This window comes from Colwellia sp. MB02u-10 (assembly GCF_014077185.1).
Lineage (GTDB): Bacteria > Pseudomonadota > Gammaproteobacteria > Enterobacterales > Alteromonadaceae > Cognaticolwellia.
Genome location: NZ_JACGVK010000105.1, coordinates 111,031 through 132,408, shown reverse-complemented (window position 1 = coordinate 132,408; position 21,378 = coordinate 111,031). Strand labels below are relative to the sequence as shown.

The 21,378-nt window shown below is 41.6% G+C and carries 9 protein-coding genes and 1 tRNA gene; 2 read left to right on the top strand and 8 right to left on the bottom strand.

The features are described from left to right. Positions 1 to 290: 290 nt before the first annotated feature. From H4J59_RS06225 to H4J59_RS06220, 3 genes are read right to left on the bottom strand one after another with little or no spacing between them, the layout of a single operon-like run. Entirely contained in the window at positions 291 to 9,266 is an 8,976-nt protein-coding gene (locus H4J59_RS06225; protein ID WP_182237788.1) for a tandem-95 repeat protein, read from the bottom strand. Between the two features lie 14 nt (positions 9,267 to 9,280). Next, positions 9,281 to 9,463, bottom strand: coding sequence for a TIGR03032 family protein (locus H4J59_RS19175; RefSeq protein WP_220469734.1), 183 nt, complete (start codon positions 9,461 to 9,463; stop codon positions 9,281 to 9,283). A 3-nt stretch (positions 9,464 to 9,466) separates the two neighbouring features. After that, positions 9,467 to 10,534, bottom strand: coding sequence for a DUF4915 domain-containing protein (locus H4J59_RS06220; RefSeq protein WP_220469733.1), 1,068 nt, complete (start codon positions 10,532 to 10,534; stop codon positions 9,467 to 9,469). An 831-nt stretch (positions 10,535 to 11,365) separates the two neighbouring features. Between H4J59_RS06220 and H4J59_RS06215 the strand changes: the two genes are divergently transcribed. Continuing rightward, positions 11,366 to 14,791: a TM0106 family RecB-like putative nuclease gene (locus H4J59_RS06215; protein WP_220469732.1), complete on the top strand. Its 3,426-nt coding sequence runs from the start codon at positions 11,366 to 11,368 to the stop codon at positions 14,789 to 14,791. Between the two features lie 26 nt (positions 14,792 to 14,817). Further along, positions 14,818 to 15,675 (top strand): HNH endonuclease, encoded by an 858-nt coding sequence (locus H4J59_RS06210; RefSeq protein WP_182237786.1) that lies wholly within the window; start codon positions 14,818 to 14,820, stop codon positions 15,673 to 15,675. A 379-nt stretch (positions 15,676 to 16,054) separates the two neighbouring features. Here the strand turns inward: H4J59_RS06210 and H4J59_RS06205 are convergent. The 5 genes from H4J59_RS06205 to rpsU form a co-directional block, all read right to left on the bottom strand. Next, positions 16,055 to 16,131, bottom strand: a tRNA-Ile gene (locus H4J59_RS06205). Between the two features lie 507 nt (positions 16,132 to 16,638). After that, positions 16,639 to 18,471, bottom strand: coding sequence for an RNA polymerase sigma factor RpoD (gene rpoD / locus H4J59_RS06200; protein WP_182237784.1), 1,833 nt, complete (start codon positions 18,469 to 18,471; stop codon positions 16,639 to 16,641). Positions 18,472 to 18,603: 132 nt separating this feature from the next. Next, complete coding sequence (gene dnaG / locus H4J59_RS06195) at positions 18,604 to 20,361, bottom strand: DNA primase (RefSeq protein ID WP_182237781.1); 1,758 nt, start codon at positions 20,359 to 20,361, stop codon at positions 18,604 to 18,606. Between the two features lie 151 nt (positions 20,362 to 20,512). Further along, positions 20,513 to 20,959: a GatB/YqeY domain-containing protein gene (locus H4J59_RS06190; RefSeq protein WP_182237779.1), complete on the bottom strand. Its 447-nt coding sequence runs from the start codon at positions 20,957 to 20,959 to the stop codon at positions 20,513 to 20,515. 53 nt (positions 20,960 to 21,012) lie between these two features. Beyond that, positions 21,013 to 21,228 carry a 30S ribosomal protein S21 gene (rpsU, locus tag H4J59_RS06185; RefSeq protein ID WP_011045067.1) on the bottom strand — a complete coding sequence of 72 codons (216 nt, stop codon included), beginning with the start codon at positions 21,226 to 21,228 and terminating at the stop codon, positions 21,013 to 21,015. Between the last annotated feature and the right edge of the window lie 150 nt (positions 21,229 to 21,378).

Genomic DNA, 21,378 nt, shown 5'->3' with positions numbered 1-21,378 from the left:
AAAGTGGACGATGCCGATAAGAAATTGGAAAACGGCCTTGAATCGTTTTATGATTGAATTTGAAGACCGTTTGAAAGATGTTATTTAAACCTGGCAGTTACACAAAATCTGTTACAGGGTCTGATCAAGGTCCCCAACACATAAGTCATCTTAAATAACCATCCAAACTGTTATGTATATCCATTACGGTATACGTAAAAAACCTGCCGTGTTAAAAGCAGGTTTTTAGTTGTGATAGTTTTCAGGGACTCTCCTGACTTATCATGTAGCCTCTCCTTGGCTACGCAATATTAAAAATAATAAGTTAAACCTAAGGCTACATTATTTATGTCATGAGCCAAGCTATAACGACTCGCTTTTACGCTTACTTGAACTTGCTCAGTAAGAGCATAAGCTATTTGTAAGTTATAAAACAAATCAATATCATCCTCACTTACCTTAATAACACTATCATTAAGTTGGCTAGTGTAATCTAACGCCCAAGCGAACAGGCCCGCTCCTATCGAGGCACTCAAGGCATCATCTTGCCATAAAGTATACTGGCCTTGCAGGCTGATACCATCGACAAATTTAGGTGCATTATTGACTAATGCTTGATGAAACAATGCCGTATCTAACGTATCCCCGACATAACTCGCTGAGACATCGCCTAATTGCTCATAACTTACGGTAAAAGAATAAACATCATAGTTTACACCACCACCTATCGTGTAGCTGGGGCTTGATTTATCTACATCACTGTACGTAATGCCAAGGTCACTGGGTATGTTCACATGACTATTGGCGTCACTTATTCCAACACTACTGGTAACAAACCACTGGGGCTCAGCCGCAGCAAGGCTCATGCTTGTTGCAACCAAAAGGGCAGCAGTACCCTGCACAAGCTGATTTCTAACTCTATTTTTCTTACGACACATACGATATAAGGTAACGCCAATTAAAGAGATAATCATTAGCCCCATACTTCCCCCTTTTGATTTATTGTTGACCGTCACGTTTTGGTAGGCGTTAACCGTCACAAGTACTTGCGCGATTGCTTGCTCACCTTGTCCGTCATCAATGGTATAAGAAATAGTGGCCGTACCATCAAAGCCATTGTCAGGTGTATAGGTTAGGGTGTTATTTTCATTCACCGTAACACTACCTTCATCAACCGTAGCACTAAAAACCGTTAAACTATCCCCGTCAGCATCGCTATCGTTCTCTAATACACTAATGATTATCGCGCTACGATCATCGGTGTTATCGCTATCATCTAGGGCTACAGGCGCTTCATTGGCATAAACAGTAATGCTAACCGTGCCACTATCACTGCCCCCGTTACCGTCTGACAACGTGTAAACAAGCGTATCCTGACCGACAAAACCCACCTTACTCTGATAATTCAATTGATTATCAGCGGTAAGGGTCACCTCACCAAACGTAGCCGTGACAACACCAATACTCAGTATATCGCCGTCTGCATCTGTATCGTTGGCTAATACATCAATCACAAGTGAGGTATTACGTTTCACCCTGACGTTATCGGCCTGTGCCACTGGCATCGTATTATCCGTTAACGCGACAGATACGCCGCCCGGGTCAACAATAGTATTGTTCGCGATACCGTCATTGTCATTTGGCCCACCATCTTCGATGGTTAAGCGCACGCACCAATCACCTTCCGTTAGCCCCAATGACCACTGAGCATCTGCCGGTGAAGGACAGTATCCCAACTCACCCGGTGCTGAATGCAACTGGTTACTCACATCTTCAACAAAGGGTCCCCACCCAAATCGCTTACTGTATTTACGGTATACGGCACCTGAAGGAATGGGTTGTCTTTGCGGTAATACGATACGGGAATTCTGTCCGGCTTGGGGCAAGTCTCTGGCAATAAAGTCAAAGATCCCGCCAACAATGGCAAATTGGTCATCCATACCGACACTGCTTTGTAGATCATTATCGGTTAGTTGCACACCACCGGTATCGCCTCCTGCTAGCGTATTACCTTTGCGTAAACAGACACCTGGATCACCTTCCACCAGGAAACCATTTTGTGTTGAGACTTGCTGAGGCATCACGTTGCACTCGCTTATGGCATCCAAGAAATCAGGAATACCATCCTGATCACTATCCCCGTACCCTTCCTGGTTATCAGGGATGAGATCGCCATCAGAGTCGGTATCGGTCAGCGAAACCAAGCTATCGAGCACTTCCAAATAAAGGGTTTGAGTCGTACTTAACAGCCCGCGCCCATCATCTGTCGCCGTTACGCCTATGGGGTATATACCGGAGCTTAATTCGCTTGGGTCAAGCACAACAGTGAGCTCATCAATTTCCTCAATGTTAAGGGAAGCGTCATATACCCAGTCTGTGCTCACGTTATCATCATTGATATCCAATACACTGGCTTGCACGGTGATTAAGCCATCGACAGAGGTAACGACCTGTCGTAACTGTGTGCTTTGTGAACTCTTTAAGGTGATTTTAGGTGCAACGTTTATCTCGACAATAGTCATAACGTGGCCGGCGTTGTTACCGACATTCCCTTCATCAAGACTGACCATGAGGGTTTCATCACCTTCAATGATATTGTCTTGCACGATATCAATGAGCAAACGGCTTTGTGTTCCCGACTCAATTGTAAATGCTTGAGTTTGAATATCGTAATCACTGCCATCAGCACTGCCGCTAACACTGAATGTCGCTATCACCGGGTAGCTCGGCGCGTTGCCATTGAGTATCACGTCTACGCTGGCCACTTTACCTTCTACCACAACCTGAGCTTTACCCAATGAGATGATGGGGTGAACAATCACCTGCTGGCTGGCAATCGATGTTAATCCCGTTGTAGGGTCGATTGCTTGCCAATAGGCAATATGTTTACCGGGTTTAAATACCGGTTGGCCATCAACTAATGAAACCGCCAGTGGTTTACCCAAGCTGTTCAGCGCGGTCGCCGCACCTAAGTTAACTCGGGTATACAAACCTGTTGCATTTACCTCTACCATCTCAGGAACCGTGATAACAGGCGCCGTTGCACTTGGCTCGCCGCTAATCAACAACTCGACTGTGGTGGCAGCGAAGCTCGCATTACCATCTGTGATGGAATAGGTCAGCTCTATTTGCCCTAGAAACCCTGCGGGTGTGGTCAGCGTAAGTTTTTCTCCATCAGTCGTCACAGTACCCGTACTGGTATTAGCACCTGTGATAGACAGTGCATCACCATCAATATCACTGTCGTTACTCAGTACATCTAATAGGTAAATACTGTTGTCATTGAAGTCAATTTCAAAGGTATCTTTGACGGCTTGCACTGCATCGTTCACTGAGTTGACGGTCACGTTAATCACTTGCGTGCTGGTGTAACCGGCACTGTCGGTCAAGGTTAAGGTGAAACTGTCACTGCCATTGAAATTATCACCAGGCACATAACTGACAGTGCTGCCACTGACCGTCGCTATGCCATTGCTTGCCTGCGCACTGAGCGTAGCGCTGACCATATCCCCGTCCACATCAGTGTAAGTGAAGCTTAAAGTTTGACCGCTGTCTTCATTGGTGCTCAGGGTACTATCTAAGGTAATAATCGGATCTTCATTAACATTACTGATATTCACTGTCAGCGTTTTATCGTAGCTCACACTACCGCTGTCGGTCACACTTATACAGATACTTTGAGCGGCTGTACTTTCATAATCGAACTCAAGGTTTGATTGTAGCGTTGCGTCTGCAATGGCAAAGTTGCCATCATCTGTGCCACCACAAAAACTAAAGACAGCCGTGTCGTTCGCATCTATATCTGTCACAGTAAGCGAACCTACAACCGAGCCTATGGGGCTGTTTTCAGCTAGCGTATTATTCGAAAGGTTTATGTCTGTTGGGGCGTCATTGACATTGGCAACATTGATTTGAAAAGCATGCTCTACACTAGAAACGCCATCACTGACCACTAGGGTTATGTCATGCACGCCTACATCGGCGTTGTTCGGGGTGCCTGAGAGTGTTGATTCAAGCACCTCCATCACGGTTATTTTACCGTCATTACTATAATCTGCATAGAGCACATAAGGGGTGTCTGAGCTGTCTACGACTAGGAAGTTATAATAAGTGCTACCCTTACTAACCGCCGCTATGCCGACTGCTACCCAGTTACTACCGTCAAATTTCATCACGGTGGTTTTACCGTCATTAGTATTATCCACATAAGCCACATAAGGGTTGTCTGAGCTGTCCAGTGCCAGAGAGAGATCCCCAGCATGAGCCGCACTAAAACCCGCTGCGCCGACTGTCACCCAGGTGTCAGTGCTTGCGTTATATTTCATCACAGTGGCTTTATAGCTATTACTCTTCTCTATTATATCGGGGCCCCCTGTATCGGTTTTCCCCGCATCAGCATAAGCCACATAAGGGGTGCCTGAGTTGTCCAGTGCTAGGGAAGGAGAGTAAGATTTACCCAGACTAACCCCCCCTGTGCCGACCGTTATCCAGTTACTACCGTCAAATGTCATCACAGTGACTTTACTGTCATTACTAGAGTCCGAATAAGCCACATAAGGGGTGCCTGAGCTGTCTAGTGCCAGGGAAGGAGCAGAAGTCTTACTCGTACTAAAACCCCCTGCGCCAACTGTTATCCAGTTATTACCGTCAAACTTCACTAAGGTGGCTTTACTGTAATTACTACGATCCGAATAAAGCACATAAGGGGTGTCTGAGCTGTCTAGTGCCAGGGTAGCGTTAGTAGCATTAATAAAACCCGTTGCGCCCACCGTTACCCAGTTATTACCGTCAAATTTCATCACGGTGACTTCATAGCTGCCATCACTATAATCCCAATAAGCCACATAAGGGGTGCCTGAGCTATCTAGTGCCAAGGAAGTATTATTAGCCCGACTCGCACTAAAACCAGCTGCGCCGATCGTTACCCAGTTATTACCGTCAAATTTTATCACGCTGGCTTTATTGTCAAGACTAGCATCCATATAAGCCACATAAAGGGTGTCAGAGCTGTCTAATGCCAGAGAAGAATTATAAGACTTAATCGCACTTAAACTCGGTGCGCCCACCGCCTGATGCCCGTTCAAATTGTCTAATGACAACCAGGTAGGTAAGGTAGTGCCACTTTTCAAACTCCAGCTTAAGGTATCGATATCAGCATCTATTGCGTTGAACGAGTAACTGTAGGGGGTATCTTGATTAATAACTGTGATGGCAGTGCTGGCCACTGCGGGGCTATTGTCATTAACATTGGTGATTTCAGTTTTCAGCCATCTATTGTGAGTCAAGCCTCCATTATCACTCACTGCTATACAAACCGATTGATAAATATTATTGGTTTGAGATAAATTTTCATAATCAAAAATAGCATTTGATTGAAGTGTCGCGCCATCAAGGGTGAAATTATCGTCATCTGTGCCACCACAAAAACTAAAGGCTGCCGTGTCGTTCGCATCGATATCCGTCACAATAAGGGAGCCTATAACGGTTCCTATGGGACTGTTTTCAGCCAGGGTATTATTCGAAAGGCTGATATCTGTTGGCGCGTCATTGACATTAGCAACAGTGATTTGAAAAACGTGATCTACAGTAGAAACACCATCACTGACCACTAAGGTTATGTCATGTACGCCTATATCTGCATTGGTCGGGGTGCCTGAAAGTGTTGACGTAACCAGTTTCATCACGGTGGCTTTATTGCTATTGCCCTCATCTTGATAAGCCACATAAGGGGTGCCTGAACTGTCCAGTGCCAGGGAAGTATAAGAAGCAACACCCGCACTAAAACCCGCTGCGCCAACTGTCACCCAGTCACTACCGTCAAATTTCATCAGGGTGGCTTTATCGCTACTAGCAGTATCTATATAAGCCACATAAGGGGTACCTGAACTATCCAGTGCTAGGGAAGTATAAGAAGCATTGTCTGCACTAAAACCAACCGCGCCGACTGTTTCCCAGGCCTCGGTGTTGGCATTGTATTGCATCATGGTGGCTTTGTAGCTATTCACCACATCCCGATAAGCCACAGAAGGGGTGCCTGAGCTGTCCAGTGCCAAGGAGGTGTGAATAGCAACACCTGCACTAAAACCAGCTTCGCCAACTGCCACCCATTCAATACCGTCAAACTTCATTACTGTGGCTTTTTCGCTATTGCCCCCATCCTGATAAGCTACATAAGGCGTGCCTGAGCTGTCCAATGCCAGGGAGGTATCATAAACATAGCTTGCACTAAAACCCGCTGCGCCGACTGCTACCCAGTCACTACCATTATATTTCATCACGGTGGCTTTACCGCTATTACCCATAGCCCTATAAGCGACATAAGGGGCGCCTGAGTTGTCCAGTGCCAGGGAGTTATGCTCAGTACTACCCGCACTAAAACCAACTGCACCAACCGTTTCCCAAGTATCAGTGCTGGTATTATATTTCATCACGGTGGCTTTACCCTCATTACTATAATCCGTATAAGCCACATAAGGGGTGCCTGAGCTATCCAGTGCCAGAGAAGTATAAGCAGTATTACCCGCACTGAAACCTGCTGCGCCGACGGTTAACCAGGCACTACCGTCAAATTTCATCACGGTGGTTTTACCACTATGTCCATAATCTTTATAAGCCACATAAGGGATGCCTGAGCTGTCTAGTGCCAGAGAAGTGTAATCAGCCTCGCTTGCACTAAAACCAGCCGCGCCTAATGTCTGAGGCTCGCTCGAAGTGTCGAATGACAACCAAGCAGGCAAGGTAGTGCCACTTTTCACGCTCCAACTTAAGGCATCGCCATCAACATCTGTTGCGCTTAATGAATAACTGTAGGGGATATCTTCATTCACAGCTGTGGTGGCACTGCTGGTAACAGCGGGGGCCTCATTAATATTGGTGATATTCACTGTCAATGTTTTATTGAAGGTAAGGCCTGCAGTGTCGGTCACTGTTATACAGATACTTTGAGAGGGTGTACTTTCATAATCAAAAATAAAGGCTGATTGCAGCGTATCGTCCGTAAGGGTGAAATTACCATCATGTGTGCCAGCACAAAAACTAAAGACAGCCGTGTCGCCTGTATCAATATCCGTTGCCGTAAGGGTGCCAATGGCGGTGCCGATGGCACTGTTTTCAGCCACGGTATTGGCGGAAAGGCTGATATCTGTTGGCGCGTCATTGACATTGGCAACTGTGATGGTAAAGCTTTGATCTGCCGTTGTAACACCATCACTCACGCTTAGAATTATGTCATACTCACCTACCTCTGCGTTGCCTGGGTTGCCTAAGAGGGTTGGTATATCGCCAATTTTCATCACAGTGGCTTTATCGCCATTTGCATTATCCTGATAAGCCACATAAGGCGTACCTGAGCTGTCAAGTGCCAACGAGGTAAAGGCTGCACTGCCTGCACTAAAACCAGCTGCGCCGACTGTCACCCAGTCACTACCGTCATATTTCATCACGGTGGCTTTATCGCTATTTGCACTATCTTTATAAGCCACATAAGGCGTGCCTGAGATGTCAAGTGCCAAAGAAGGAGATAGTGCATAGCTTGCACTAAAACCAGCAGCCCCTACTGCCACCCAGACGTTATCCTTATACATCATCACGGTGGCTTTACCGCCATTTACACCATCATAATAAACCACATAAGGCCTATCTGAGCTGTCGATTGCCAACGAGGTATTGCTAACATAGCCTGCACTAAAACCAGCAGTTCCTACTGACACCCAGGCGTTACCGTCATACTTCATAACGGTAGTTTTATCGCCATTTGCACTATCTTTATATGCCACATAAGGCGTGCCTGAGCTGTCGAGTGCCAACGAAGGAGAGGTTGCCATGCCTGCACTAAAACCAGGAGTGCCCACCACCTCCCAGTTGGTACCGTCAAACCTCATCACAGTGGCTTTATAACTATTATCACCATCTTGATAAGCCACATAAGGCCTATCTGAGCTGTCGAGTGCCAACGTGGTACTGCTAGCATAGCCGCCACTAAAACCAGCAGTTCCTACTAACACCCAGGCGTTACCGTCATACTTCATCACGGTGGCTCCAGCACTATTCCCACTATCTTGATAAGCCACATAAGGCGCATCTAAACTGTCGAAGACCAACGAGGTATGGTAAGTATTGCCGGCACTAAAACCAGCAGTCCCTACTGCAATCCAGGCATTATTCTCATACTTCATCACGGTGGCTTTATTACCATTTTCACTATCTTGATAAGCCACATAAGGCGTATCTGAGCTGTCGATTGCCAACGAGCTATAGAGTGCAGCGCCGGCACTAAAACCAGCGAGGCCTAGCAACTCAAAATCGGTCCCTGTGGTGACTCCTAGTGACAACCAACTAGGCAAGGTGGTGCCACTTTTTACGCTCCAGCTTAAGGCATCGCCATCCGCATCGGTTGCGCTAAATGAATAATTGTAAGGTGAGTTTTCATTCACTGCCGTAATGGCACTGCTAGTAACCGCTGGACTATTATCATTCACATTGCTGATATTCACAGTCAGCGTTTTATCGTAGCGCAAACTTCCACTGTCACTTACTTTTATACACACACTTTGAGAGGAGGTACTTTCATAATCAAAAATAGAGTTTGATTGGAGCGTTGCGCCTGCCAGGGTGAAATTATCGTCAGATGCGCCACCACAAAAACTAAAGGTAGCGGTGTCGTTTTCATCGACGTCCGTCACAGTAAGCGAACCTATAACCGTTCCTATGGGGCTGTTTTCAGCCAGCGTATTATTCGAAAGGCTTATGTCTGTTGGGGCGTTATTTGCATTAGAGACAGTAATGCCATTGCCGGTCAAATCAGCAGTGTCACCGGCCGTTACATTAGAGATAAAGTCATCTGCGGCGGCCAGATTATAAGTAGTCGCGCCATTTGAACTAGCACCATTTTTATTGAGCAAACGGTATAAATTCGTTGAATCAGTGGCTGATAAAAAAGCTGAAAATTGAGTAGCTGTGTCTATTTCGACATTGGCAGTATCGGTTAAGGTATAAGTCGCGCCCCCTTCGCCAGTAAAGGTTAACTTAGAAGCATTAACATCATTTACATCCCCTGATGCAGCTTCAAAGCTACTACCGGTAACCACCAGTTCGCCAGTACTGGCATTGTAAGTGGCAGAGGTAATGCTTGGTGGTGCTGGTTCTGGTGCTGGTTCTGGTGCAGCAGTGCTCGCGGTTACAGTAAACATAGCAAACATAGGAATAGCCGCTTTAATGAGCTTCCCTAATGGGACTGATTTACCAGCCCCAACATTGTTTGCATCTTGAGTGTGCATTAATTTTTTCATTAGTTATTTTCGCTTTAAAAGGGGGTTAATATAGGGTGACAAAAATGGTTTTTGTCCCTGGGGTGCTGTGCTTCAATAATTTCCGGATAACTGCAATTGGGGATCACGGCAACATCGTAAATTTGCCCAACATTGCTGGTAAATTTTATATGGCCAATTTCTCGGCTTTTATTCTGGTTAGTTTCGTCAAGGTTCATTAACTAAATACCTGAAAAGGTTTCATTATATTTTTCGGGCAACATGCCGGTTCTAACTGGTGATAAACCAACAAACATAATAGGTCGATAAAAATCCATGCCCTGGGTAAAACCCGGAACTTCAGCCAGGGTTTCGGTTATTTTAGTTTGCGGATCATAACTGCAAATATGGCCATGGTCTGAATTGAAAAAATAGACTTGATCGTTATACCAACGGGGTGAATGGGGCATGGCTAAACCGTCAAGTAAAATTTCATTGCTGGCGACATCCATTAAGGTGCCATTAAATTCACCGTCTTTTTTTCGCCACATGCCCGCCTGGTCTTCTTGAGAAAAGATGATGACATCAGCGGGTTTGCCATCTTTTAAGGTCGTACCATTAAGATGGCAAAGGTCTTCGGGTTTTAAGTCCAGATGCTGCAGATTAAAACCGTCATCAATAATGGCCACTTTTACCCCCTGGCCTTGGGTAGTTTGCCAAATACTTTTAACCTGTTGACTTAAATACAGGCTTTTATGTTTCAGTCGCGTCTGCTCAGATAACTTAATTTTTTTGCGCCGCTCAGGGCGTTTTTCCTGTCTATGTTTCATTTGTTCCTCCGACAGAGAAACAGGGGCTTTATTAGGTTTATTTTTTATAGAAGTATGTGAGTGACGTTGTAAAACATCTGGCTGAACCAGTTCAATACCAGCCATGCTTTGCAGCGCGTTGAGTACGTCACCCAGATTATTTCCATCTTTCAAGGTTAGGGAAAAGTAATGAAACTGTGAGTCGGTAAATAATTCGCTCACCTGAGTTCTATGGGGATGATATTGGTATAGTTGGGCTTTAGTTAGCTGCGTTTGTGCTTTAACAATCAAACGGTTGGATAATGTGACCTGTTGCCCTTTACTCTCTACTTTATAATTTTGTCCATCTTCTTTAATTAAGGTCATTGGTTTAGATAAATCATTAAAGACGATAGTCTCAATAGCAAAGCCTGAAGCGTCATAAGTAACAAACAGTGTCAGACATAACACAAAAAAGCACAGTGTCTGGGTGTCATGATTAGAAGCCTGCTGACGAGACATTAAGCCGTTCTTTAGTAACGAAGAGAGTAACCTATTCATCATAGGGTAGACAGCGCGACATGAAATTGTCGGTTTTGACGAAGGACAGCGGCTAACAACGTAGAATCTGAACGTGGTAACCCAGAAGTAAGGAAAAGTTGCTGCATAAAATAACACCACAAAGACTAAGTGTTACTAAATGTAACTCATTTTAAAAGTAATAAAAACATTTAAAAGAATTTGCTCCACTAAATGTTACTATATTTGGATGTAATAAAACATTTTAAATCGACAGTTTACTGCACAAAAAATCATACAGGTGATTCAAGGTTTAAATGGTCAAACAGGCTAGGTTTAAACACGCTAGCTAAAGTAAACATACATCCAGAGATAAGAGCACAGATAAACAATAAAATAGTTATACTTTTCATAACGCTCCTGATTATTAATTGGGGTAGTCGAATCTATTAAACCACTTAAATTTTTTGGCAAAGTTTTAAACACAATTGTTTAACTGCCTTTTTTAACCTTGACAGTAGATTTAGATGGAAAGTTGTTCTTCATTTTTACATATATATACTGACCAGTTTATTAGCATTTTTCTCCTTATTTACTTGAAAGTTAAGTCCTGAAAAATATCTACATATTAATGGTGGTTGTAACTACTTAATATTTAAAATAAAAAATGGCTGGCTTGGCGGGCGCTTTATTTTTATCAATTTTAATTGTAGAGTCGGAATTATTAACATGATTTAAAGCAAATTTATTAAAGACTTGTGTAGAGCAGTCATATTAATTTTGCTTATAAAAGCTTAATAAAGTTATCTATAGAATTAATTAAAGGAATAAAAAGTGCAAAAAAAACAAGGTATTTATCATTATTCACCCTCAGATTTAACGCTTTATATGGCGAGTCCATTTGCTTCTTGGATGTCTCGATTTGCCATTGAAAAGCCTGACGAAGCGCCAGAAAAGGATGCAGATGACGCATTAATGAGTTTGCTTCAACAAATGGGCTATGAGCATGAAGATGCCTTGGAAGCTAAATTAGCCAATGAAGGGAAATCATTAGTTAAAATCAGTGGTAATACCCAGTCTGAAAAGTTTTCGGCAACGGTTGATGCTATGTATAGTGGTGTTGATGTTATTGTTCAAGGCCGACTAGCGTGCGTACCATTTGCAGGATATTCAGATTTCTTAATCAAAGTACTTGGCGCTAGTAAATTAGGTGATTTTCACTATGAAGTATGGGATACCAAGTTAGCTAGCACACTAAAACCTTCGTTTGTTATTCAGCTCTGTTGTTATGCTGAAATGCTTGAAGAAGTGCAGGGAGTGAGACCTGAACAGATATCCGTTGCTTTAGGAAATGGCGAGCTTTCTGTACTGAGAACGAATGACTTTTTTCATTATTATCTGCTCCTAAAGCAATCTTTTCTGAATGTTCAAAACAGCTTTAACTCTGATGACATGCCAGATCCTGCCGAGTCTAAAAGTTTTGGTCATTGGTCTAGTTATGCAGAAAAGCTTTTGCATGAGCGAGACCACCTATCCCAAGTGGCTACCATAACGCGTGGCCAAATAAAGAAGCTTAATGCCGAAGGTATATTAACTAGGCAGCAATTGGCTGAGAAGGAAGTGACTTCTATACCCAATTTATCTCCAGTTATCTATAGCCGTCTTCACCAACAAGCATTAATTCAGTATCAGAGTATAGGTAAGAGTAAACCTCTTTTTAACATTGTTAAATCTGATCCGAGCGAGCGACAAGGTTTGTCTTTAATGCCGCCGCATTCGAAAATGGATGTTTTCTTTGATATTGAGGGCTTTCCTTTAGATGAAGGTGGTTTGGAATATCTCTGGGGTAATACTTATTTTGACGAGAATGATCAGCGACAATTTATAGATTTTTGGGCCCATAACCAAAAGCAAGAGAAACAATGCTTTCAAGATTTTATTCATTGGGTATATTCGCGATGGCTTAAAGATCCCCAAATGCATATTTACCATTATGCCAATTATGAAATTGCCGCATGTAGAAAGCTGATGGGCCGATATGGCGTATGTGAACATGAAGTTGATCAGCTACTTCGAAATGAAGTGTTCGTTGACTTATATAAAGTAGTTAAAGGGGGACTTTTGCTAGGCGAACCTCGTTACTCAATAAAAAATGTAGAACATTTATATCGTGGGAGCCGAGAAACAGATGTAAGTACTGGCGGTGATTCAGTTGTTGTTTATGAACAATGGCGAAAATTGAATGCTTTGGATAAAGAAGGTGATACTTGGCAAACATCTGCAATATTGAAAAGCATCCGTGATTATAATATTGATGACTGTGACTCTACTCAAGAATTGGTTGATTGGTTAAGAGTTCAGCAACATGAAAATGCTATTGCGTTTGCTGGTAAAACAGATGTTGTTGAAGTTGAACAAACAACAGAGATTACAAAGGTAGAAAAACTTAGGGATAATCTGCTGTGCAGAGCAAAGGAGGAAGAAGTAACTCAACCTGAACTAAGTTTGATTACTGAAAACCTAGCTTGGTTGTTAGAATTTCACCGAAGAGAGTCTAAGCCAATTTTCTGGAAAATGTTTGACCGCATGGGAGCGGAAGAAAGTGAATTGCTGGATGATTTAGATTGCCTTGCTTTTTGTACTCGCACAGACCGAAGTCCTTTTAAAATTAAACGAAGTTATGGTTATGAATATAGCTTTGATGCAAATCAAGAGTTTAAAGCTGCATGCTCAAGCTACTATGTGCTCAATGAAGAAACTGATGAAGGAAAATCATTAAAAGTAAATGTAGATAGAGAGTCGAGCGATTTTGAGAAAGGTCTTTTGGTTGTTAAATCAATGAAATATGTTCCACCTCAATTGATGACTTTGATACCTGATGAATATGTAAATCCAACGCCTATTCCGGAAGCTATTGCTAACATTGTTGAAAAATACAATGACAACGATGGTGATAACCTTGCGATAGTAGATTTCTTATCTCGTTCAACACCGCGAATAAACGGCTTGGTCAAAGGAAGCATAATCGCTAGTAGTAAAGATGCTTCTGAAAATTTACAGCAAATCATTAATGCGGTTAAGAACTTAGATAATAGTTACTTACCAATACAAGGGCCACCTGGTGCTGGTAAAACTTATACAGGAAAACACGTCATTGCTGAGCTTGTAAAAGAAGGCAAGCGTGTTGGTATTTGCAGCAATAGTCACAAAGCGATAAATAATTTGCTACTTACAACGGCAAAGTATTGTAAGGAAAATGATATCTCAGCCAGCTTTGTTTGCACCAAAGAAACAGACCCAGAGTTGTCTGAACTGGATGTTAATATCATCAAAAATAAGGACCTAGACCAGTGGGTTGAAGAGTCATGTGTTATTGGTACTACGGCATGGGGCTTTTCTCGTAGTGAAATGATAGAACAACTAGATTACCTTTTCATTGATGAAGCAGGCCAAGTAAGTGTTGCTAATTTGATTGCAATTAGCCGCTGTACTAAAAACCTAGTATTGATGGGCGATCAAATGCAATTAGGACAACCTATTCAAGGCACACATCCTGCTGATAGTGGTGCTTCTATTTTGGATTATCTACTAAAAGACAGCCCAACAATTGATGAAAGAAAAGGAATATTTCTCAATACAACATACCGGATGCACTCAGCAGTAAATAAGTTTATTAGTGACGCTGTTTATGAAGGTAAATTAATTAGTGATATAGCCAATGATAAACAGCTCATAAGCATACCTAGTTCATATAAAGGGCCATTGAATAAAGAAGCCGGTGTTATCTTTATGCCTGTTGAACATTTTGGCAACACTCAAGCAAGTGAAGAAGAAGTCTCGGTAATTGTTGAAACGGTTATGGAATTGATTGGCAGAACATTTACAGATAAAGAAGGGCAAGCGAGAAATATTAATTGGTCTGATATTTTAGTCGTCGCCCCTTATAATTTACAAGTGAACAAACTCAAAATTGCCTTCTCATCTATGCCAGGTGGTGATAATGCACGAGTGGGAAGCGTTGATAAATTTCAAGGCCAGGAAGCACCTATTGTGATTTTAAGTATGTGTGCATCTGATGCCAATGAAAGTCCTAGAGGCGTAGATTTCTTGTTCGACAAAAACAGGCTTAATGTTGCCATTTCAAGAGCTCAGTCATTGGCAATTGTTGTAGCAAATTCAGCTTTAGCAAGTACATCGGTTAGTAGTGTTAAACAACTAGCCAAAATCAATATGTTTAGCCATTTGGTTCAATATTCATAATAAGCAAATTAGAAAATAGAGGTAGCATGAAAATTTTTTCTGTTAACGATTTACTTGTATGGGTTCCTGTAAGCCAAGCAACAAAAACATTCTCTCCACGTGCATTTCTTCCGATAGACGGTTTGAATGCTGAATATGGGTATGGTTATAAAGGAAGCAGAACTGTTGCTAAGTATTTGGATGCCTTAGTAGATATCCAGCAGTCTTTTGATAAAAAGACTTCGAAGGAATTTACCAAAGGAAATGGTAAGAAAGAAACTCAATATAAAGCGAGATGGTGGCACAAAAACTCTAACGGAGCTCCTGCATTACTTGGACCTAAATGGTGGGTTGAACTACCTATAGCCAAACTTCTTTCGATAAATGAAGAAGAGATATCAAAATTAGTAAAAAAATCAACGGGATCATTTATACCTCATCATCAATACGAGAAGAATGGAGTAACGGAAATTTCAATATTGGATGAGTCTGATAATTTTGAAGAAACTAAAGTTGTTGATGAAATCACTTTGACGGCCATTAAGTCCCGTAGAGGGCAAGTTAATTTTAGGCAATCACTGTTAACAGCGTTTAATGATACTTGCTGTATTACCGGTTGTAGTGTCAGTTCTGTTTTAGAAGCTGCACATATAATCTCTCACTCAGATGAAACCAACTATAAAGTAACTAATGGGATATTACTTAGAGCCGACATACATACATTATTTGACTTGAACCTGATTGGCATCGATCAACACGGTGTGGTTCACATTTCTAATGAATTGGAACAAAGTGAGTATAGTGGATATCAAGGGGTAGTGATTGCGAGCAGCCTTTCTGAAGATACGGTTGTTAATTTTAAAAAACGATTTGTTGAATATATTGAAAAGAATAGCCTTAATTAGATCGACAATCAATATGAATGGCCTTTGGCCAAACTAATTAAGTGGCGAAAGGTATTTTATACCATCAAAGTTCCAGTCTACAGATAGCTTGTCAGAAATGCAGTCAAGTTGGTTAGTTTAGCTGTGTATTCTTTCTGACAGCTTTCTAATAAACACTTTATCAAGCCTAGTTCTTCAAGAGCGGAATAGTACAAGCCGATTTACTGACAATAAAACTAAAACTTTTTTAGAAAACATTTACAATCACAAAAGTAATTTTACTAAATTGCTATCGTAGATATGATCATATTGAAATCGACCAGTGATGGACCGGAATAAGTGGTGCGTAATTTTTAAAATGGATGTATTTTGAAATATCGATGATATTTAAAAGAAAGAATGGTGGCCCCTCCCTGACTTGAACAGGGGACCTGCCGATTATGAGTCGGACGCTCTAACCAACTGAGCTAAGGGGCCATAATTCTACTTTGCTTTGATAAGCGCGAAAGGTTCATCTAAAGCGGCGGGAAGTATAAGCATTTTTTATTTTGTTGTCACCCTTATAAAGCTAAAAACCTGATAAATAAGTCTAACAGTTCAATAGTTGAGCGATTTGTTGTTTTGGCAATCACTCGTTGGAATTTATTGGTTACTTTATAGTAAACAATTTAATTAATTTATCACCTGTAAAGGGTCAACAGAATAAATTTTTGGTTTTGTGTGATCCACTTAGGCTAGTTATTACTCGACAATATGTGCTCGACAATATGATTTACATTGTTCTAGTCATTAACATCTATGTAAGCATCAATTCCAGTCTTATATGTTACAGAGATACTATTATGATGGTTTGCTAGCTAGCATCACTAACGCAACCGTGTGCGAATAGCATGTAAACTAGCGTCTAGTGTTGACAGTAAATGCTAGTTAAAAAAAATCCAGCTATTAGCTGGATTTTATATTTATATATTTCGAGAAGAAATATTACTCACCGTCTAAGAAACTTTTCAATTGCTCAGAACGTGAAGGATGGCGCAATTTGCGTAATGCTTTTGCTTCAATTTGACGAATACGTTCACGTGTCACATCAAACTGCTTACCCACTTCTTCTAAAGTGTGATCAGTGTTCATATCGATACCAAAGCGCATTCTTAACACTTTTGCTTCACGAGCCGTTAGGCCCGCTAGTACTTCATGTGTCGCATGCTTTAAGTTTTCAGCCGTGGCAGAATCAACAGGTAATTCACCGCTACCGTCTTCAATAAAGTCACCTAAGTGAGAATCTTCATCATCACCAATCGGTGTTTCCATTGAAATAGGTTCTTTAGCGATTTTTAACACTTTACGAATTTTATCTTCCGGCATGATCATGCGTTCAGCTAATTCTTCAGGTGTTGGTTCGCGACCCATTTCTTGTAACATTTGACGTGAAATGCGGTTAAGTTTATTAATCGTTTCAATCATGTGTACTGGAATACGAATAGTACGTGCCTGATCGGCAATTGATCGAGTAATCGCTTGGCGTATCCACCACGTAGCATAAGTTGAGAACTTATAACCACGACGATATTCAAACTTATCAACTGCTTTCATTAAACCAATGTTACCTTCTTGAATAAGATCCAAGAATTGTAAGCCACGGTTAGTGTATTTTTTCGCAATTGAGATAACTAAACGTAAGTTAGCTTCGACCATTTCTTTTTTCGCACGACGAGCTTTCGCTTCGCCGATCGACATACGACGGTTAATGTCTTTAATGCCGTGAACATTGAGATAAGTCTCTTCTTCTAGCATGTTCAGTTTATAAATACAGCGTTCAACATCTAGTTCGATGTCAGGCATTCTCTTTGAGTAAGGTAGGCCAGCTGCTTTTTGTTCTTCAAACCAATTTTTTGAGGTTTCGTTACCCGGAAATATTTTGATGAAAGTAGTTTTTGGCATACCGGCACCAACCACACAGTGTTTCATGATTAAGCGTTCTTGAACACGTAAACGGTCCACAACACTGCGCATGTTTTTCACTAGGCGGTCAAATACTTTGGGTACGATTCTAAATTCTTTAAATACTTCAGCTAATGCATCAATTGCTGCTTGTGCATCAGTATGGCCACGGCCTTTAGTTTTAATGACTTTGTTAGCAAGCTCGTAGGCTGTGCGCAAAGCAGTAAACTTTTCACGGGCTTCTTCAGGACAAGGGCCAGTATCTTCTTCTTCCTCATCCTCATCAGATTTATCTTCATTAGCTAACTGTTCTTTAGAAAGCTCTGATCCGATATGAGTTGCTGCTGCTGGAATTTCTTCGTCTTGGGCATCAGGGTCTAAAAATCCAACGATAATGTCGCTTAGACGTACTTCTTCAGCTTCAAAATTATCCCATTGATCAAGCAAGTAATTAATTGCTGGCGGGTATTCAGAAACTGAACGTTGTACTTCTTTGATACCTTCTTCGATGCGTTTGGCGATAACAATTTCGCCTTTACGCGTGAGTAGCTCTACCGTACCCATTTCACGCATGTACATGCGAACGGGATCTGTAGTACGACCAATTTCACTTTCAACGGTCGCAAGCGCTTGCGCAGCAGCTTCAGCAGCATCTTCATCAGTATTTGCTTCACTCATCATTAACGTGTCGTTATCAGGAGCGTTTTCAAACACCTGAATACCCATGTCGTTAATCATTCGAATGATGTCTTCAACTTGATCTGAATCGATAATATCCTGAGGTAAATGATCGTTAACTTGTGCAAAAGTTAAATAACCTTGCTCTTTACCTTTTACTATTAACTCTTTAAGTCTAGATTGAGGGGCTTGATCCATTGACGAGTGTCCACCTATTTATGGCTATCAAAATTACAACAGTTAGCAGGCAATTATAGCGAAATAATTACTAAATTACCAGCAGTAAACTGCTCTTCTGCTTGTTCTAAGTATAACTTAAACGATATTGTTCTATGCGCTTAGTAAACCGTGCAATTCTTGCTTTTCGGTTAAGGTTAAGCCGCTACTACGTTCTTTTTCTAATAATTGCTCTGTGCGTTGTTCAATAAAAACATTTAAAAAGTTTTCAATTAAATCCAAAAACATGCTTTCGGCATTTTCTGCTTCAACATAATGCTCTAAACACAGCAGCTTTGTTAGTTGTTTTCCGGCTTCCTGGCCTCTAAAATGCTCAATTAATTGTGCACTATTTACCTTTGGGTTTTGCTTACACAATGCGAGTAACGTATTGAGCAAAGGTATACCTGGCATATTTAATTCATTTAAAATTGCCGAGTCTGGTAGTGTCTCTACTATATGGGGATGCTCAAGTAGTAATGCAATAGCGAGTCTTACGGGCGTGATTTTAGGCCGCTTAGCTTTAGCTTTATTTTCAGCGACGTTAGCAAAACTCTTATGTAATTTTTTTAATTGCATTTCGTTACTTGCACCAAATTGATTTGCAAGCTTAGTGACAATGGCGTCTTTAAGATTACTGTCAGGTAGTTTGGCTAAATAAGGCTGAAAAGCGCTGACAGCGGCACCTTTTCCCTCAGGAGAACTCATGTCGATTTGGTTTAGCAAATGCTCAAACAAAAATTGTGACAATGGCGTGGCATTATCTAATATGCTTTCAAAAGCCGCCTGGCCTTGTTCTCTGATCATCGAATCAGGGTCTTCGCCATCAGGTAAAAAAACAAATTTGAGACTATAACCATCTTGAATTAACGGTAGGGCATTATCCAGAGCACGCCATGCGGCATCACGGCCAGCCCGGTCTCCATCGTAACAACAAATAACTTCTTTAACGGTGCGAAATAGGGTTTGTAGTTGTTCAGGCGTTGTTGCCGTACCGAGTGAGGCAACCGCATAGTCAACACCGTGTTGAGCTAGTGCAACTACATCCATATAGCCTTCAACCACCACTAGGCGAGTTAGTTGTTTAATGGCCTGTTTTGCTTCATAAAGGCCATATAACTCTTGGCCTTTATGGTAAATTCGCGTTTCTGGCGAGTTGAGGTACTTGGGCGTACCATCACTTAATACCCGTCCGCCAAAACCGATAACTCGGCCACGTTTATCGCGAATAGGAAATTGAATGCGGCCCCTAAACCTGTCATAAGGTTTGTTTTTATCGCCTTGAACTGCCATGCCTAAATCAACAAGTTGCTGATTTATTTGGCCGCTGCGGCCAAATACTTTCATCATGCCGTCCCAAGCATCACTAATATAACCTATACCAAAACGCTTAACTATTTCACCACTTAAGCCTCGGCCTTTTAAATAATCAATCGCGACATTTTTGTCAGTGGCAACTTTTAATTGCTGTTGAAAAAAACGGCTGATTTGCGCCATTAATTCATAGTCATCTTGTTTTTGAATGTAGGTTTTTTGATCTTGTTTTTGTTGTGCAGGTGAACGTGTGTTTTGTTCGCGTGGCACGTCCATATTGTAATGGGAAGCCAACTCTTCAACGGCATCAGGAAACTCTAAACGGTCAAATTCCATCAAAAACGAAATCGCATTGCCATGTTCACCACAACCGAAGCAGTGATAAAATTGTTTATCTTGGCTAACGCTAAAAGAGGGGGATTTTTCAGTATGAAAAGGGCAACAAGCCTGGTAATTTTTACCGGCTTTTTTTAATGGCACGCGAGAATCTATGAGTTCGACAATATCGGCTCGAGCCAATAAGTCATCAATAAATTGTCGAGGGATCATGCCAGCCATAAATACCATTACATCAAGATAAAACTCTATTTTACACCAATAAGGCTTGGAAAATAGTAGCTTCTTATATTCTAGTTAAAATAAAACCGCGAGGCCTAAGCTATCGCGGTTTATATTCAGCATGAACATTGAAGTTCAAAAGGAAGCTTAACTAACTGTTTAAAATTACTCTAACTTGGCCACTTACTGCGCCCATGTCAGCTTTACCTTGCATTAGCGGTTTTAATATCGCCATTACTTTACCCATATCAGCCATTGAGGCTGCACCGGTTTCGGCAATTGTTTCTGTAATCAGTTGGTTAATTTCATCTGCAGATAAGGGTTGCGGCAAAAAATATTCTATAGCGATAACTTCTGCAGCTTCTTTAGCTGCCAGTTCATCGCGACCACCTTCAGTAAACATTTTGATAGATTCTTTGCGCTGTTTAACCATTTTAGTTAACAAGGCAATGACATTTTCATCAGTTGCTTCTGTTTTGTGATCTATTTCTGCTAGCTTTATCGCAGAGAGTGCCATACGAATTACACCAAGACGAAGTTTGTCTTTGGCACGCATGGCATTTTTCATTTCATCTTGCAGTTGACTAAGTAGACTCATAATTTAATTTACGCTTAAGTTAACTCAGTTGACTTAGGATTTACTAAGGTATCTTAGTACATGCGAACGCGACGAGCGTTCTCACGAGAAACTTTTTTAGCTGCGCGTTTTACTGCGGCTGCTTTCTTACGCTTACGTTCCCAAGTCGGCTTTTCATAAGATTCGCGACGGCGAACTTCTGAAAGGATACCTGCTTTTTCACATGAACGTTTAAAACGACGTAATGCAACGTCAAATGGTTCGTTTTCTCTTACTTTAATTACTGGCATGTACTATTTTACCTTAGTTAGGAATCTATATTAAATGGTGTCTGATTTCAGCTAAATAGCCTCATCTTCACCCACTCTATTAAAAATTGGTGACGTATTCTAATGCGAAGGCCATAGTAATGTAAAGTGGAATTGATTTTTTCACTGGTT